General features: G+C 64.8%; 12 protein-coding genes. 9 read left to right on the forward strand and 3 right to left on the reverse strand.

The window, feature by feature from the left end; translation table 11 throughout:
- Positions 1–44: 44 nt before the first annotated feature.
- The gene (gene mqo / locus ACPFMA_RS15550; protein ID WP_425928160.1) at positions 45–1,709 is read right to left on the reverse strand and encodes a malate dehydrogenase (quinone); all 1,665 of its coding nucleotides are present in this window, start codon (positions 1,707–1,709) and stop codon (positions 45–47) included.
- A 382-nt stretch (positions 1,710–2,091) separates the two neighbouring features.
- On the opposite strand from mqo, the gene ACPFMA_RS15555 reads away from it, so the two are divergent.
- Both ACPFMA_RS15555 and ACPFMA_RS15560 read left to right on the forward strand, forming a co-directional pair.
- The gene (locus ACPFMA_RS15555; protein ID WP_425928161.1) at positions 2,092–3,576 is read left to right on the forward strand and encodes an APC family permease; all 1,485 of its coding nucleotides are present in this window, start codon (positions 2,092–2,094) and stop codon (positions 3,574–3,576) included.
- A gap of 74 nt (positions 3,577–3,650) precedes the next feature.
- Positions 3,651–4,826: an iron-containing alcohol dehydrogenase gene (locus ACPFMA_RS15560; RefSeq protein ID WP_425928162.1), complete on the forward strand. Its 1,176-nt coding sequence runs from the start codon at positions 3,651–3,653 to the stop codon at positions 4,824–4,826.
- A gap of 156 nt (positions 4,827–4,982) precedes the next feature.
- Here ACPFMA_RS15560 and ACPFMA_RS15565 read toward each other — a convergent pair whose 3' ends face one another.
- Positions 4,983–5,909: a LysR family transcriptional regulator gene (locus ACPFMA_RS15565; protein ID WP_064304281.1), complete on the reverse strand. Its 927-nt coding sequence runs from the start codon at positions 5,907–5,909 to the stop codon at positions 4,983–4,985.
- A 192-nt stretch (positions 5,910–6,101) separates the two neighbouring features.
- Here ACPFMA_RS15565 and ACPFMA_RS15570 point away from each other — a divergent pair, with 192 nt between their 5' ends.
- The 4 genes from ACPFMA_RS15570 (at position 6,102) to ACPFMA_RS15585 (ending at position 12,024) form a co-directional block, all read left to right on the forward strand.
- Entirely contained in the window at positions 6,102–7,700 is a 1,599-nt protein-coding gene (locus ACPFMA_RS15570) for a hybrid sensor histidine kinase/response regulator (RefSeq protein ID WP_420058147.1), read from the forward strand.
- 214 nt (positions 7,701–7,914) lie between these two features.
- Positions 7,915–8,424, forward strand: coding sequence for a sigma-70 family RNA polymerase sigma factor (locus ACPFMA_RS15575; protein WP_420058146.1), 510 nt, complete (start codon positions 7,915–7,917; stop codon positions 8,422–8,424).
- Complete coding sequence (locus tag ACPFMA_RS15580; RefSeq protein WP_425928163.1) at positions 8,421–9,389, forward strand: DUF4880 domain-containing protein; 969 nt, start codon at positions 8,421–8,423, stop codon at positions 9,387–9,389. The genes ACPFMA_RS15575 and ACPFMA_RS15580 overlap by 4 nt, the downstream gene beginning before the upstream one ends.
- A gap of 115 nt (positions 9,390–9,504) precedes the next feature.
- Positions 9,505–12,024, forward strand: coding sequence for a TonB-dependent siderophore receptor (locus ACPFMA_RS15585; protein ID WP_425928164.1), 2,520 nt, complete (start codon positions 9,505–9,507; stop codon positions 12,022–12,024).
- A gap of 9 nt (positions 12,025–12,033) precedes the next feature.
- Here ACPFMA_RS15585 and ACPFMA_RS15590 read toward each other — a convergent pair whose 3' ends face one another.
- Positions 12,034–12,573, reverse strand: a complete 540-nt coding sequence (locus ACPFMA_RS15590; protein WP_425928165.1) for a histidine phosphatase family protein — start codon at positions 12,571–12,573, stop codon at positions 12,034–12,036.
- 126 nt (positions 12,574–12,699) lie between these two features.
- Between ACPFMA_RS15590 and ACPFMA_RS15595 the strand changes: the two genes are divergently transcribed.
- The 3 genes from ACPFMA_RS15595 (at position 12,700) to ACPFMA_RS15605 (ending at position 16,281) form a co-directional block, all read left to right on the forward strand.
- On the forward strand, positions 12,700–14,274 hold the full coding sequence (locus ACPFMA_RS15595) for a hypothetical protein (RefSeq protein ID WP_425928166.1): 1,575 nt from the start codon (positions 12,700–12,702) through the stop codon (positions 14,272–14,274).
- 126 nt (positions 14,275–14,400) lie between these two features.
- Entirely contained in the window at positions 14,401–15,078 is a 678-nt protein-coding gene (locus ACPFMA_RS15600) for a phytanoyl-CoA dioxygenase family protein (protein ID WP_420058142.1), read from the forward strand.
- Positions 15,079–15,576: 498 nt separating this feature from the next.
- Entirely contained in the window at positions 15,577–16,281 is a 705-nt protein-coding gene (locus tag ACPFMA_RS15605) for an MgtC/SapB family protein (protein WP_425928167.1), read from the forward strand.
- The last annotated feature ends 137 nt before the right edge of the window (positions 16,282–16,418 follow it).

Genomic DNA, 16,418 nt, shown 5'->3' on the forward strand with positions numbered 1-16,418 from the left:
TGCAAAAAGCCCGAAGGCCGCGTCTGCGGCCTTCGGTGATCCTGCTATTGCTCTCCCTGCGGGTTGAGATCCGGGTCGGCACCGGCACCCGGCTCGCCCAGCGGGTCGATGTTCTGCGGGTTACCCGCCTCCTGGCGCTGGTCGATCCCCGGCGCCGGCGCCAGTTGCAGCACTTCGCTGGTATAGGCCCACTCCCGCTCCACCGCCGCCGGATCGTCGTTCAGATGCGTACCGTAGCTGGGAATGATCTGCTTGATCTTTTCCTGCCAGGCCGAAGACTGCAGCCGGTCCTTGAATACCTTCTGCATCAAGTCGAGCATGATCGGCGGCGCCGTCGAGGCACCCGGCGAAGCGCCCAGCAGGCCGGCGATGCTGCCGTCCTTGGAGGTCACCACTTCGGTACCCAGCTTGAGCACGCCGCCCTGGTTCTCGTCCTTCTTGATGATCTGCACGCGCTGGCCGGCCTGCCACAGGCGCCAGTCTTCCTTCTTCGCATGGGGGAAATAGGTCTGCAGGGCGGCGAAGCGGTCGTCATCGTTTTGCATCAGTTGGCCGATAAGGTATTTGACCAGATCGAACTCGCGCACCCCGACCCGCACCATCGGCCAGACGTTATGCACCGACATGCTGGCAAACAGGTCGAGCAGCGAGCCTTCCTTGAGGAAGCGGGTGGAGAAGGTCGCGAACGGCCCGAACAGGATCACCCGCTTGCCATCCAGGACCCGGGTGTCCAGGTGCGGCACCGACATCGGCGGCGCGCCGGTGGAAGCGATACCGTAGGCTTTGGCCATGTGCTGGAGGGCGATATCCTGCTTGTCGGTCACCAGGAACGAACCACCCACCGGGAAGCCGGCATAGTCCTTGGCCTCGGCAATGCCGGACTTCTGCAGCAGCGGCAGCGCCGCGCCGCCGGCCCCGATGAACAGGAACTTGGCGTCGGTGGTGGTCTTGCTGCCATCCTTGAGGTTCTTGTACTCGACCCGCCAGGAGCCGTCGTCGTTGCGGGTGATGTCCTCGACCTCGCTATTGAGCTTGAGGCTGAAGTTCTGCTGTTTCTGCAGGTACCCCACGTACTGGCGGGTGATCTCGCCAAAGTTGACGTCGGTGCCGATCGGGGTCCAGGTGACCGCCAGCTTCTGCTGCGGATCGCGGCCTTCCATCATCAGCGGGACCCATTTCCTGATCTGCTCGTGGTCTTCGGAATACTGCATCGGACGGAACAACGGGCTTTTCTGCAGGGCTTCGTAACGGCGCTTGAGGAAGCTGATGTTTTCATCGCCCCAGACGAAGCTCATGTGCGGCGTGGTGTTGATGAACGAACGCGGGTTGTTCAGCACGCCGCTCTTGACCTGCCAGGCGAGGAACTGACGGGTGATCTGGAACGACTCGTTGATCTCCACCGCCTTGGTGATATCGATCTTGCCGTCCTTCTCCGGGGTGTAGTTCAACTCGGCCAAGGCCGAGTGGCCGGTACCGGCGTTGTTCCAGCCGTTGGAGCTTTCCTCGGCCACCTTGTCCAGGCGCTCGACCATTTCCATCGACCAGCCCGGCTCCAGTTCGTTGAGCCAGATGGCCAGGGTCGAACTCATGATCCCGCCGCCCACCAGCAGCACATCGACCTTCTTCGGCTCGGCGGCCTGGACGCCGGCGAGGTTGCATGCCAGCGCAAAGCCGACCAGCGCGCCTCTCCACATGATCCGGTTATTCATCTTTTCTCCCACGAGGCGAGCCCCGATTCGATTGGCGTGTGTTCCCTGCCCGATGGAATGCCCGTGTTGTCCTTGATGCACGCAAGGCACCAGGCTTGAGGCTCGAAGGCAGCACTGCAAGGTTCGAGACCCTCCATCGACGAACAGTTCAAAGGTTAGCCGAGACTCCCGGGCTTGCCGGGGCGCGGCGTCCCCTGAGTAGCACGAACGGCGTGGCCGGGGCTTTAGTCGTGGCGGGCAAACATCAATCAAGACTGATGCCAGTCGCAATAATCATGAATTTTTCCTGACCCGACGTCGACATACGCTGTGCCGGAACCTCGAGTGCCCTCAAGAGGCACCGGATCTCGATAACAATTCCAATACCTGCCGAGGATCCCCCATGTCCGTTCCGTCCAATCCCGACGAGCACCTGCTCGCCAGCCACGGCTACCGCCAGGAGCTGGATCGCGGCCTGAGCCTGTGGTCGTCGTTCTCCGTGGGCTTCGCCACCATCTCGCCGGTTGTCGGCATCTATTCGGTGATGTCGCTCGGCGCCATCAGCGTCGGGCCCTCCTGGGTGTGGATCGTGCCGTTGTGCCTGTTGCTGCAGCTAAGCGTGGCACTGGTGTATGCCGAGTTATCCTCGCAGTTTCCCCTGGCCGGCGGCTGCTACCAGTGGGTGCGGCGCCTGGTCGGTGACCGCCTGGCCTGGTTCACCGGTTTCCTGTACCTGGCGGCGGCGCTGGCCTCGCTGACCACCGTGGCCTATCTCGGCGGTTTCTGGCTGGGTTTGCTGCTGTTCGATGAACCGCCCTCGGCCAATGCCCAGGTGGCCTGCGCAGCCGCGCTGCTGGCGCTGGGGCTCGGGGTGAATCTGCTGGGAATCAATCCACTCAAGTACTTCGTCAACGCCGGCATCCTTGCCGAGGCCATCGCCTCCATCGGCATCGGCGTGCTGTTGCTGCTGTTCTTCCGCAATCATTCATTCGAGCTGCTATTGAGCAGCATGGGCGCGGAAAACGCGTCCGGCGGGTCCTACTTGAGCGGGTTGCTGACTGCCATGGCCGTGTGCGGCTGGGCCTTTCTCGGTTTCGACGCCTGCTCGCAGCTGTCCGAGGAGACGACCGATGCGCGCGTTTCCACACCGCGGGCAATCCTGCGCTCGATGCTGGTGGTAGGCCTGACGGTGATGCTCACCGCCTTCGCCGTGACCCTGTCGTTCAATGACCCCGCCGCGCTGGTCAGCGGGCAGGTCATCGACCCGGTCACTCCGGCGGTGTCCGATGCGTTCGGCCGCTGGGCCGAACGCCCCTTCGTCGCTATCGTCCTGATCGCGTTCGTCGCCTGCGTGGTCTCGGTGCAGACCTACATCGGCCGGGCCATCTTCGGCATGGCCAGGGACGGTATCCTGCCTGGGTCCGGGCTGCTGCGCCGGGTGGACAAGCGCAAGGTGCCGATGGCGGCGATGCTCTGCAGTACGCTGCTGGCCAGTCTTGGCCTGATCCTGGGCCTCAACGCAACCGCCGTGGGCACGCTTATCGCCTTCGGTAGCGGCGGCTTCTTCTTCGTTTTCCTGATCGTCACCGCCAGCGCCTTGTACGCGCGCCTCAGCGGGCGCTGGGACCCGGCCAAAGGCGCCTTGCAATTGGGTCGCAAGGGGCTGGCGGTCAACTGGCTGGCCGTGTTCTGGCTGCTCTTCGAGGCAGTCAACGTGGCCTGGCCGCGGGAGCTGCTGGCGCCGCCTGGCGCCCCCTGGTTCCAGGTCTGGGCGGTGGTGCTGGTGTTCTCCGCACTGGCGCTGTTCGGTCTCACCTACCTGGCGCTGGCCAAACCCCATCGGCGTATCGCCAGAAGCCTGAGCTTCGCCGGTCGCGCCGTCGAGTAATCCTCCCCCGTCCTTGTCCCGTCACCGGCGTCCTGCCCGGCGGGACAAGGCATGCCTGCACACAGGAACCGACCATGATTCACTACTGGAACTACCCCACCGAAATCTTCTGCGGCGTCGATGCCCTCACGGTGCTCGGCGAACGGTGTGCCCTGGCTGGCATGCATCGCCCGTTGCTGGTCACCGATCCTGGCATGCTGGAGTTGCCGCCATTGCGTGCCGTGCGTGAGCATCTAAAAGCGGCAGGCATCGATCACGGGCTGTTCCATGGCCTGTCGGGTAACCCGAGCCTCGAGCACGCTCGTGCCGGGGCAGCCGCGTTCGCCGAGGGCGGTCATGACTCGCTGATCGCCCTCGGCGGCGGCAGCGCCATCGACGCCGCCAAGGGCATCGCCCTGCTCAGTCGCGATCCGCAGGGCGCGGCACGGTTCGAATGGACGCAGATGCTTGAGCATTACCCGACCCTGGCTGATTACCCGCCCCTTAACCTGCCGCCACTGATCGTCATTCCTACCACCGCCGGTACCGGCTCGGAACTGGGACGCGAAGCGGTACTGACCGATACCGTCCAAGGCGTGAAGAAAGTCATTGGTCATCGCGAGATGCTGGCGCGCGGCGTGATTCTCGACCCTCGCCTGACCCTGGGCCTGCCGCCCGGCCTCACCGCAGCCACCGGCATGGACGCCCTGACCCACCATCTCGAAGCGCTGTTTTCGCCACTATGCCATCCGATGTCGGCGGGGATCGCGGTGGAAGGTGTACGTCTGGTCCGGCTGCATCTGGAAAACGCCGTGCGCGACGGCAACGACCTGCTGGCCCGGGAAGGCATGCTGATCGCCTCGGCCAGCGCCGCCGTGGCCTTCCAGAAGGGCCTGGGCGGCGTGCATGCCCTCGCCCACCCGCTAGGCGCGCGCTATCACCTGCATCATGGCCTGCTCAATGCGGTACTGCTGCCGTACGTGCTGGTGGCCAATCGCAGCGCGATAGAGGGCGATGCTGCACGGCTGGCACGCTATCTCGAGCTGGAAGATGGCAGCTTCGACGGCTTGTTGGCATGGGTACTGGAATTGCGGGCACGGGTGGGGATTCCGGCAACGTTGGCCGAGCTTGGGTTGAATGGCGACGATGCGGCCCTGGTGGGAGAACTGGCGCTGGCGGATATCTCGTCATCGCAGACCAATGCGCTGCCGCTGGGGGCCGGCGATTATGCGCGGATCTATCGGAATGCGGTGGGTGGCGTACTGGAATAGATGCGCGGTGCCGCTACTGGCCCCATCGCCGGCAACGCCGGCTCCCACAAGATTCCTGGTAGACCACGAAATCCAGGCCAGACGCTAAGCCTGTGGGGGCTGGCGTTGCCAGCGAGAGGCCCGTGAGACCCGCATCTCACCTTGGCATTGATGCCATCAGGAACACCTTGAGCCGGCGCCAGGCGCCACCAGTCCGTGCACCGCCAGCAGATCCTCGACAAATGCCCGCGCCGCCTCGCTCCGGGGCCGGCCGCTGTAGGTGATCATGCTGTGCACCACCTCGTACTTCAGGCGCTGCGGCTGCAACGCACGCATGCGCCCGCGCTCGATCCAGATCTGCGCATAGTGGGTCGGCAGATACCCAAGGTGCGTTCCCGCCAGCACCGCATGGGCCACGGCCTCCATATGGTAGGCGGTGGCCCGGCTGCACAAGGGACGCAGCGGCAGGTCCTGGTTTTCCGGAAGGAAGCCGTGACTGATCCAGTTGCATCCGGCTATCCGCTGCAAGTCCGGGTCGGTCTCTTTGAACAGCGGATGCCGATCACCGCAAAACACGCCAATCTCCTCGTTATACAACGGCAGGTACTCCAGGCTCGGCCGCGAACGGCTGAAATAGGACACTGCCAGGTCGAGCTGCCCATCGATCACCGCCAGCTCCAGCTCGGTCGGCGAGTTGACGTAGAGATTCAGCTGCACATCCTGTTCGCGTTGGTGAAACCTTGCCAATGCCTCGCCGAAGCGCGCCTGGGGCAACGTGGCGACATTGTCCGCCATGCCCACATAAAGATCGCCCACCAGGTTGCCCGACAGCCCCTGCGCCTCGTCACGGAACAGGCCTATGGCTTCGAACATTGCCTGCGACGCTTCGAGAATCCGCTTGCCCTTGGCCGTCAGGCGAAACCCGCCCTTGCCCCGCTCGCACAGGCGATAACCCAGGCGCTGCTCCAGGCTGCCGATCTGCATGCTGATATTCGACTGGCTCATGTTCAGCTCGGCCTGCGCAGCGGTGAACCCGCCGCAGCGCACCACGGTGGTGAAGATGCGCAGCAGGCGCAGGTCGAGGTCGGTGACGGTACGGAGCATGGTGACAAAGGTCCGGGCAAAGGACGTCCAGTGTACCTGTGGCGACGTCCGCCGCCACCGCCCCGTGCCGTAATGGCCGGCTTGGTAAGCTGGAGACTCGAGGCGGTATCTTTCCGGTCATCAGACCTGGGCAGGCAACGAAGCGGCAGCCGCGCTGTCTGTATAGGCAGCCCCGTTACAAAGGACTTCACCGTGCCCAACACCCCCACCCGCGTCGACGATGCTTCGACCGCTGACATCTCCGGCCACCCGAAGGACATCTTCTTCGCCGCGGTGGAAACCACGCGCATGCCGATGATCGTCACCAACCCCAACGCCGCGGACAATCCGATCATCTTCGCCAACCAGGCGTTCCTTGATATGACCGGCTACAGCCCGGCAGAGATCGTCGGGCGCAATTGCCGCTTTCTCCAGGGGCCGGATACCGATCCGGAGGTGGTCGGGGCGATTCGCAATGCGATCGAAGGGCGCTACGACTTTTCCACCGAGATCCTCAACTACCGCAAGGACGGCAGCAGCTTCTGGAATGCCCTGTTCATTTCGCCGATCTTCAATGAGAAAGGCGAGCTGGTCTATTTCTTCGCCTCGCAGTTGGACGTCAGCCGCCGCCGCGACGCCGAGGACGCCCTGCACCAGTCGCAGAAGATGGAAGCCCTGGGCCAGTTGACCGGCGGCATCGCCCATGATTTCAACAACCTGCTGCAGGTCATGGGCGGCTATATCGACCTGATCCGTACCGCGGCGGAGAAACCCGCCCCGGACATGGAGCGCATCCGCCGCAGTACCTTCCACGCCCGCTCGGCGGTGGACAAGGCCAGTACCCTGACCAAGCAGTTGCTGGCCTTTTCCCGCAAGCAGAAGCTGCAGGGCCGGGTGCTCAACCTCAACCAGCTGGTGGACACCGTGCGCCCGCTGGTCAACCGCACCTTCGGCGACGGCGTGCAGGTGGAATACGATCTGGAGCAGACACTGAAGAACTGCCGCATCGACCCCACCCAGGCGGAAGTGGCCCTGCTGAACATCTTCATCAACTCGCGGGATGCATTGATCGGTCGCCCCAGGCCGCAGATCTTCATCGAGACCCGCAACGTCACCGTGCGCGACCTCGCAACGACGTCCTACGACGGCCTGTTGCCTGGCCACTACGTCAGCCTGGCGATCACCGACAACGGCGTCGGCATGCCGGCAAGCATTCGCGACCGGGTCATGGACCCCTTCTTCACCACCAAGGAAGAAGGCAAGGGCTCCGGGCTCGGGCTGTCCATGGTCTACGGCTTTGCCAAGCAGTCCGGCGGTACCGCGCGGATCTATACCGAGGAAGGCATCGGCACCACCCTGCGCCTGTATTTCCCGGTGGACGGCGGCCCGGTACTGCCACTGGAGCGAAACAAGACGGCGGAGGCCAGGAACGGCAACGAAAGCGTACTGATCGTCGAGGACCGCCCGGATGTGGCGGAGCTGGCGAAAATGGTCCTGGAGGACTATGGCTACCAGGCTGACCTGGTGCTCAATGCCCGCGAGGCACTGAAGCGCTTCGAGGCCGGCGAGCGCTACGACCTGCTGTTCACCGACCTGATCATGCCCGGCGGCATGAACGGGGTGATGCTGGCCCGGGAAGTGCGACGCAATCATCCGTCGATCAAAGTGCTGCTGACCACCGGCTACGCGGAGAACTCCATCGAGCGCACGGATATCGGCGGTTCCGAATTCGAAGTGATTTCCAAGCCCTACCTGCCCCATGACCTGGCGCGCAAGGTCAGGCAGGTACTGGACTCGCCGGGGGGAGTCTGAACACCGCAAGCGCGCCGCGGAAACTTGTGGGAGCGGGTTTACCCGCGATTACGGTTGTAGATTCACCGACGTCATCGCGGCGGTCCGGCGCTCCGGTGAACCCGCTCCCACAGGGTTCCGCGTCGCGCTTGCGATTGAAGATTTAGTTGCAACAGAGTTAATGAGAAGTATTACCATGCGCACCATTCCGTAACCTTTTCATGGAAGCGCGCGCATGCCCTCTTTTGCGTCCCCGCATCACGCCATCGGCGAACTCTATGTGGCCCACCACGGTTGGATCGTCCAGTTGCTCCGGCGCAAGCTGGGCAACCATCAGCAGGCGCAGGACCTGGCGCAGGACACCTTCGTCCGCCTGATGCGCCAGGGCGCACTACCCGGCTTGCGCGAACCCCGCGCCTACCTGGCCACCGTGGCCAGCCGCCTATGCGCCGAACTCTTCCGCCGGCGCGCACTGGAAAACGCCTACCTGGCGTCCCTGGCAGCCCTTGATCCACAGGAAATGCCCTCGGCAGAGACCCGCCTGCTGGTCCTCGAGGCGCTCGACGCGGTCGGTCGGGTGCTCGACGGGCTAGGCGCGCGAGTACGGGAAATCTTCCTGCTGTCGCAACTGGATGGCCTGACCTACCCGCAGATCGCCGAAACGCTGGGGATCAGCGTCAATGTGGTGCAGAAGGCCATGCTCAAGGCCTATCGCACCTGCTACGCCGCGGTCTACGAGTTGTGAGGCCGTTCCAGCCAGTGCAGCGCCAGAGCATCGACGAGCAGGTGCTGGAGCAGGCACTGCACTGGATGGTGCTGTTGCAATCCGGGGTCAGCAGCGCGGCCGACCAGCAGGCATGCGACGCGTGGCGGGCACAGAACGCAGACCATGAACTGGCCTGGCAGCGTCTGGCCAGCTTGAACCAGGACCTGCGCCAGACCACCCGCAACCTGCCGCCGGCCAAAGCCCGCAGCCTTCTGCAGGCGCGCAGCGGCAGCTCGCGACGTACGCTGCTCAAGGGCATCGCCGGCCTGGCGGTGCTCGGCGCCACAGGCGTCGGGGTGCGCGAAACCGGCCTGGTGCCGGAACTGTTCAGCGACTACCGCACCGGTACCGGCCAGCGCGAGCGCCTGCAACTGGCCGGAGGGGTCGAGTTGCAAATCGATACGCGCAGCGCAGTGGACCGGCACGCCACCGACCTGAGCCTGGAGCTGGGCCGCCTGCTGATCAACACTGGCACCCAGCCACAATGGCGCGTTCGCACCCGGGATGGCTGGGTCACGCCCGGGGCGTCAAGCAAGCTGGTGATCGCCCTGGACCTGCCGCGAACGCCCGGCAGCCAGCTGCAGGTCTTCACCGGCAGTGCAACGCTGGAACTTGCCCAAGGCGAGCGACTGACGCTTGGCGCCGGACAACAGCTGGACTTCAGGGCCGGACGCGCTTCTCCCCCGCGCTCCTTGAAAACTGCCGAACTGGCCTGGAGCGACGGGTTGCTGGTCGCCGAGCGCATGCCCCTTGGTCTGCTCCTGGCCCACCTCGACCGCTACCGCCGAGGGGTACTGCGGTGTGCGCCGGAGATTGCCGAACTGCCGGTATCGGGCTCGTATTCGCTGGATAACCCGCAGGCCAGCCTCGAGCTGCTGGCGCGCATGCTGCCGATCAAGGTAGAGCGGGTACTCGGTCTCTGGACCACGGTGAAGCCCGCCTGAGTCTCGCTTACGAATAAAAATAATTCGCGATACCTGGCAGTTTTTTCCGACTCGCGCATCAAGACAGGCAGAACGCTGAAAAACAGTGCCCCTGCCCACTCAACGGATCGTCTTCATGCTCTCACGTCCTATCCCACTGGCCTTCGCCCTGCGCCTGGCCCTGCTCGGCGCTACCCTGGGCGCCAGCCAGCCGTCATTCGCCGCCGAGGCCGCGACCCAGCAACAAAGCCGCAACTACCGGATTCCCGCAGGCAGCCTGGACAGCGTCCTCGGCGCCTTCGGCCAGCAGGCCGGGATAATGATCGGCGTGGATTCGGCACTGACCGCCGGCCTGCACAGCGACGGCCTGAGCGGTGACTACAAGGTTGCCGACGGCCTGGCCCGGATTCTCCTCGCCAGCCCTCTGCAGGCCATTGCCGACGGCCCGGGCTATCGCCTGGTCAAGCGCCCGGAAAGCGGCGCCCTGCAACTGGCCGCGACTACCATCAGCGGCCAGGGCATGGGCGAAATGACGGAAAACTCCGGGTCCTATACCACCGGCCTGGTCAGCATCGGCTCCAAGACCCCGGTCAGTCTCAAGGACACGCCGCAAAGCGTCTCGGTCATTACCAGCAAGGTCATCGAGGACCAGCGCCTGACCACCCTGCCCGAGGCCATGAAGCTGGCACCGGGCATCACTACCCGCAGCGCCACCTATCACTCGAAACAGTTCTACTCGCGCGGTTTCGGCATCGATAACCTGCAGATCGACGGCGCCGCACCGATGGATATCGGCAATGGCGTCGGCACCTTCTACAGCGACCGCCTCTACGACCTGGCCGCCTATGACCATGTCGAAGTCTTGCGTGGCGCCAGCGGCCTGCTTGGCGGCACCGGCGACCCGGGTGGCATCGTCAACCTGGTGCGCAAGCGCCCGCTGGATCACTACCAGCTCAAGCTCGATACCTCCGCCGGCTCCTGGGACAACTACCGCAGCGAGGTCGACCTGACCGGCCCCCTGGCGTTCGACGGCGCGCTGCGCGGGCGCCTGGTGGCCGCCTGGACCGACCGCCAGTACTTCATGGACAACCGCAGTACCGAGAAGCCTTTGCTGTACGGCGTCCTCGAAGCGGATCTTGGCGCGGACACCTTGCTGACCGTCGGCGGCAGTTACGACAAGGTCAAGGAAAACGGCACGGGCGACGGCCTGCCCCGCTACAGCACCGGCGGCGACGTACACCTGCCGCGACACAGTTGGTACACCACTCGCCAGGCCTGGAGCGACAGTTCGACCAAGGAGTGGTTCGCCAAGGTCGATCACTACCTGAGCGAGGACTGGAAGCTCAATAGCTCGTACACCTGGAACTACAACAGCTCCACTACCGAAGGCGTGATTCCATATGGCTCGGTGGACGAAACCAGCAACACCGGCCCGTACTGGTGGGGCAGCTACGTGTCGAGCTGGAGCGAGCAGTCGGTGTTCGATATCAACCTGTCCGGCGGCTTCGATGCCTTCGGCCGCCGCCACGAGGTGCTGCTCGGTGCCGACTACCAGAAGGTCACCAGTCGTTGGCGCGCCGCCGGCGGGATGGTCGGCAAGGGCGGCCTGATCGATCTGTGGAACCCATCGGCCACGCCGCTGCCCAGTGACGACTCCAGCCATGCCTTCTGGCGTGATTACTCACCGAACACCCGCGAGCAATATGGCGTCTATTCAACCCTGCGCCTGCAAGTGAGCGACCCGCTCAAGCTGGTGGCAGGCGCCCGTGCCCAGCGCTACAAGTTCGAGCAGGCCTACAGCAAGCGCAACAGCGACGGCACCGGACCCTGGGCGTTGCAGGACCGCGTGTTCGATCGCGAGCCGACTACCCTGGTGCCCTTCGGCGGCCTGATCTACGCCCTGGACGATCAGTGGTCGGCCTACATCAGCTACAGCGAGGTATTCAAACCCCAGGCACAAAAACTGATGGGCCCGGAAGACGCCGCGACGTCCATCGAGCCGATGACCGGCAAGACCTACGAAACCGGAATCAAGGGCGAGTTGCTGGGCGGTGCCCTGAACGTCAGCGCGGCGCTGTTTCGTACCACCCGCGAGCATCAGGCCGCGATCGATCCGGCCTACCCCGATCCGGCCTTCAGCTACAGCGGCGCCTGCTGCTACCTGGCCCAGGACAGGATCGTCAGCAAGGGCCTCGACCTGGAGGCCAGCGGCCAGATCGCGCCGGGCTGGGAGGTGCTTGCCGGCTACACCTACAACCGCGTGCAGAACGACACCGGGGAAACCCTCTACAGCACCATCACGCCCAGGCACCTGTTCAAGCTCTGGAGCATCCATACCCTGCCCGGCGCGCTATCGGCAGTACGTGTCGGCGGCGGTATCACTGCCCAGAGCCCTACCTACGTGACCGGCCAGGCCTACCGCCTCGATGCGGCAGGCAATGCCATCGACAGCCGTGCCTACGACTTCAGCCAGGCGGGCTATGCGGTGTATGACGCGCTGATTGAGTACAAGGTGGACCAGAACTGGACCGTCGCGCTCAAGGGCAACAACCTGTTCGACCGTCGCTATTACGAAAGCGTCGGGACATCCGAATACGGCAACTACTACGGGGAGCCACGCAACTTCACCCTGACGCTGCGTGGCGTGTTCGACTGATCCGCCGCGTCACTCGATGCGCAGGCGCCAGCGCTCGTAGCGGCTGAGGCTGACCCGCGATAGCGCAAGCACGTCGATGTGCTGGAACGCCGTCGGCGGGCATTGCAACACATGCATCAATGCCGCGCGAATCACCATCGGGTGGGTAATGGCCTGCCAATGCCCGGTGGCCGTCCAGCCCTCCAGCCAGTCCGCCACCCGCTGGCACAGCCGCGCCACGGACTCCCCGCCATGGGGCGCGGCCTGGGGATCGTGCAGCCATTGCTGCAGAGCATCGGGCTCGTCTTGCGCCAAGCGCTTGAGCGACAGGCCCTGCCAGCGCCCAAGATCGCAGTCGCGCAGCGCTGGCTCGGGCTGCGCGGCGAGTCCCAGCAGCTCGGCAGTCTGTCGCGTACGCCACTCAGGCGCGACCAACGTGCGCGCCTGCCCGTCGAGCGCGACGGGTGAGGCGAGCGGTACCAGCACCCCCTCCTCTTCCAGGTGGAAGCGGCCGACGCGCTGGGCGTCGCTGCGGGCGTGACAGATAAGGGTCAACTGGCTGTTGTTCATGGACGGGCCTGGACGAGGGACGGGGCGGCTGCGCGCATTGTGTCACAGCTGAATTGGAGCGCCGCTCAAGCTTCTCGCCCAAGCGCCGATAACCCTTGGACAACTATGGACATCACGGGCCCACTCATGAACCCGATCAACGCAGGATTGCGAATCTCGCCTGTTTACACCGCGCCGCAGCGCGCAGCCGACTCCAGCATCGCCATACAAGCGCCTGCCGCTACCACCAGCGGCAATGTCACTCTGGGCCAGACACGCAACGATAACGATGGCTACACCTACCCGTCACGCAGTACTGCCACGACCGCGAGCTATGCCCTGGAGCAGGACGCGGTCGACAAGCTCAGCCTCAGCCTGCTGACCGGGGTGCAAGGGGCTTCACTGGGCGAACGCCTGCGCGGCGTGGGGGCAGCCCTGGTCGAGCAACTGGCGCTCAAGGGCGGCGCATCCGTGTCGCAATCGGCGTTGCGCTATGCTGCCGGCGCCGAACCCGGCGCCGAAGCCGTGAAGCTGCGCGGCGACAGCCTGCGCCAGGCACCGGACAATGCCATCAGCCTGCGCCTGACCACCGCTTCAGGCGCCACCATTACCCTGTCCCTGGCCAGCGACGACAACGGCCTCGCGGTCAGCGCCGAGGTCCAGGGCGGTGAACTCAACGCCTACGAACTCAAGGGCCTGGCAACGCTGGCGGAGGGTTTCCAGGCCGCCATCGACGGCCTGGCCCAGGAACCGCCAAGCCTCAAGCTGGACGGCCTGGTCAGCTTCGACGCGAACCTGTTCAAGTCCTTGCAGATGAACGCCAGCCTGCGAACCGCCAGCGGCGAGCCGCAGGTGTTCGACCTGAGTCTCGATGACAAGGCACGCAACCTGAGCCTGCAAGGGCCGTCGGGGAACATCAGGCTCGATCTGGATACCCGCGACAGCAGCCTGCTGGGCAACGCCGGGCAGCGCCAGGCCGCGATCGACAACTACCTGCAGCAGTTCGACGCAGCGCGAAAGCGCGGCAACGGCGACAAGGACCTGATGAACCTGTTCAAGGACGCTTTCGTCCAGCTCAACCGCGTGGACGATGGCAGGCTTGCCAAGGAGGCCGGTTCGACCCAAGGGCGAAACGATCGGTTGCTGCTCAGCGGCCTTGCTGACTTCAGTGCCTCGATCGGCCAGCCGGCGAAGTCGGTCAACCCGCTGCTGCCCGGGGAAACCGACCGTTTCGACTATCGGGTTTCGCAAAGCACCACGGCCCAGGGCAAGGCCCTGTCCAGCCGCTCGATCCAGCAGGACCAGCAATCGCGCCTCGACGCCGCCTGGCATGTCGGGGCCAATCCGCAAGTGCCGCTGGCCTTGAGCAAGGACTACAAGTCGCAGAACTACAGCTATCACGAGATCACCGACGAAGCGAAAAGCAGCACGCGCCTGGGCTTCAACAAGGACAACCGGCTGGTGGAGGCCAGCGCGACCCAGCAGGCCAGCCAGAACGAGCGGGTGCGCAGCTATGTCGATGGCGTGCTGAGCAGCGAAACCAACACGCCCAAATCGGTCTCGCAGACGCGCAACCTGCTCGGCTTGCTGGATGACGTACTGCAGCGCGAGCGGATCTCGCTCCGGGAAAAGGGCGTCTCGGTGCTGGAGTCGCTCCTGGCGGGCAAGCGTGATGAATGGTGGTTGCAAGGTGATGCAAACGGCATCGCAGTGCACGCGTGAAACCAGGCGTTCGCGTTTGTGACCAGCCACGCAAAGCCGCAGATGCCAAATTGACATCATTCGGGGCCGGACCTACCCTCGGCCACCGTCCCCAGAATCTTTGCCGGCAAGGACCGCAGACCCGCCATGAGCCCCCGCGAACAACTCCGCCGAGACGGCTACCTGCTGCTGCGCCAGGCGATCCCGGAGGCCTGGCTGGACGACCTGCGCGCTGCCTTCGACGCCGGTGCCCGCGCCTCGCATGAATGGCCGATACCCCGTGGCCGCGACTGGCGCCACTCGCTGCTCGACAGCCATCCGCGGATCCAGGACCTGTGCCGTCTACCGTTACTGTTGGCGGCCACCGGGGCGATCATCGACGAGCGCTTCTTCCTCTCCCATGTCGAGGGCCGCGAACCCCTCGCCGGCGGTGGCCATCAGCGCCTGCACCGGGATATGTGGGGACACCGGCCGGGGGACACGGTAACGGCCATGGCCTACTTCGACGACTTCGGCCCGGACAACGGCGCGACCCGCCTGGTCCCCGGTACTCATCGCTTCGAGCCGGGGGAAACGCCGTTCGACTTCGACGATGAAACCGGGGTGGTGCAGGTATCCGGAAGGGCCGGCGACATCCTGGTGTTCGATGTCGACCTGGTCCATGGCGCCAGCCTCAACACGTCGGGCGCACGGCGCCGCTCGGTCCTGATCAACTATTGCGCCGAACCGCTCTACGCCACCCACCTGCAGACCGCACCGATGCGCAATGTGAGCATGGACAGCAGCGAGCGCTTCGAGCCCATGGACTATGCGTTCGAGCAGTAAATGCCAGGCAGCAAGGACTGAGTTGTCAGTACCGGCCTCATCGCTGGCAAGCCAGCGATGAGGCCGGTACTGAAAAGAAAGATGTCGAATCTTTCATCAAGGCCACACCCCCGGCCATCCGCGCCCTCCTACAATGACCTTGTAGAAACCCCAAGCGAAGCGCTTGACCCGCCTCTCCTGCGCGGGTAAGGTGCGCCGCAATTTCAAACCCCATAGGAGTCCTGCCTTGGACAGTTGTCCCAGTCGATTGCGACAGGTCTGAACAGCGAGCACGTCCGGCAGCACTTTCCCTGCCACTGTCTCGCTGATCCCAGCGGACAGTGGCGATCCGCATCCCACCCGGGATGACGCATCCCCATTCTCCCTCCCGACATTGCCCGGCAGCGTTCGCGCGGCCCGGTAACGCCGCGACCTTTCGCCATCCATAAACCCGCATTCGCGCCGGCTTGCAGCCGGCGTCAACACCGGCCTCTATCCGTAGAGAAACGGAGGTGAATCATGGATTGGAAAATCTTTCTGCTGCGCGCCGCTGCAGCGCTCGTCCTCGGTGCCCTGATCGGCGCCGAACGGCAACTGCGCCAGCGCCTCACCGGCCTGCGCACCAACGCCCTGGTCAGCACCGGCGCCTGCCTGTTCGTGCTGATGACCCAGAGCGTCCCGGGCCTGGCCAGCGACGCCTCGCGCATCGCCGCCTACGTGGTCTCCGGCATCGGCTTCCTTGGCGGTGGCGTGATCATGCGCGACGGCCTCAACGTCCGCGGCCTGAACACCGCCGCCACCCTCTGGTGCACCGCCGCCATCGGCGTGCTGTGCAGCATGGGCCTGCTGCTGGAAGCCGCACTGGGCGCCATGGTGGTGCTCTGCGCCAATATCCTGCTGCGCGATATCGCCCAGCGCCTGAACCATCAGGACGTGGTGCCGCCCACCGAATCGGCCCAGCACTATGTCGTGGAAATCGTCTGCCGCGCCGAGGATGAAATCCAGGTACGCAGCCTGATGCTGCACAGCTTCGACGGTGCCAGCCTGCGCCTGCAATCGCTGCACAGCGAGGACCAGGCCAACCCGGCAAAGCTGGAGGTGCGCGCCGAACTGCTCGGCAATCACGACGCTACCAGCCAGCTGGAGCGCCTGGTCAGCCGCATCAGCCTGGAAAAGGGCGTCAGCTCGGTACGCTGGCAAGTCTTCGAACTGGCGGCCGATTAAGGCCGCTGAACATCAACCCGAGAGGAGCATCCGGAGCCCGGCCATGAATCCCGACCCCAGTCCCGTGACACCCAGAACCGGGCTGGGCGGCAGCTAGCGATCGCCTTTCGCGCTGCCGTCCGGCCTGACCCGACGGC

Source organism: Pseudomonas sp. NyZ201 (assembly GCF_049860765.1).
GTDB lineage: Bacteria > Pseudomonadota > Gammaproteobacteria > Pseudomonadales > Pseudomonadaceae > Aquipseudomonas > Aquipseudomonas bharatica.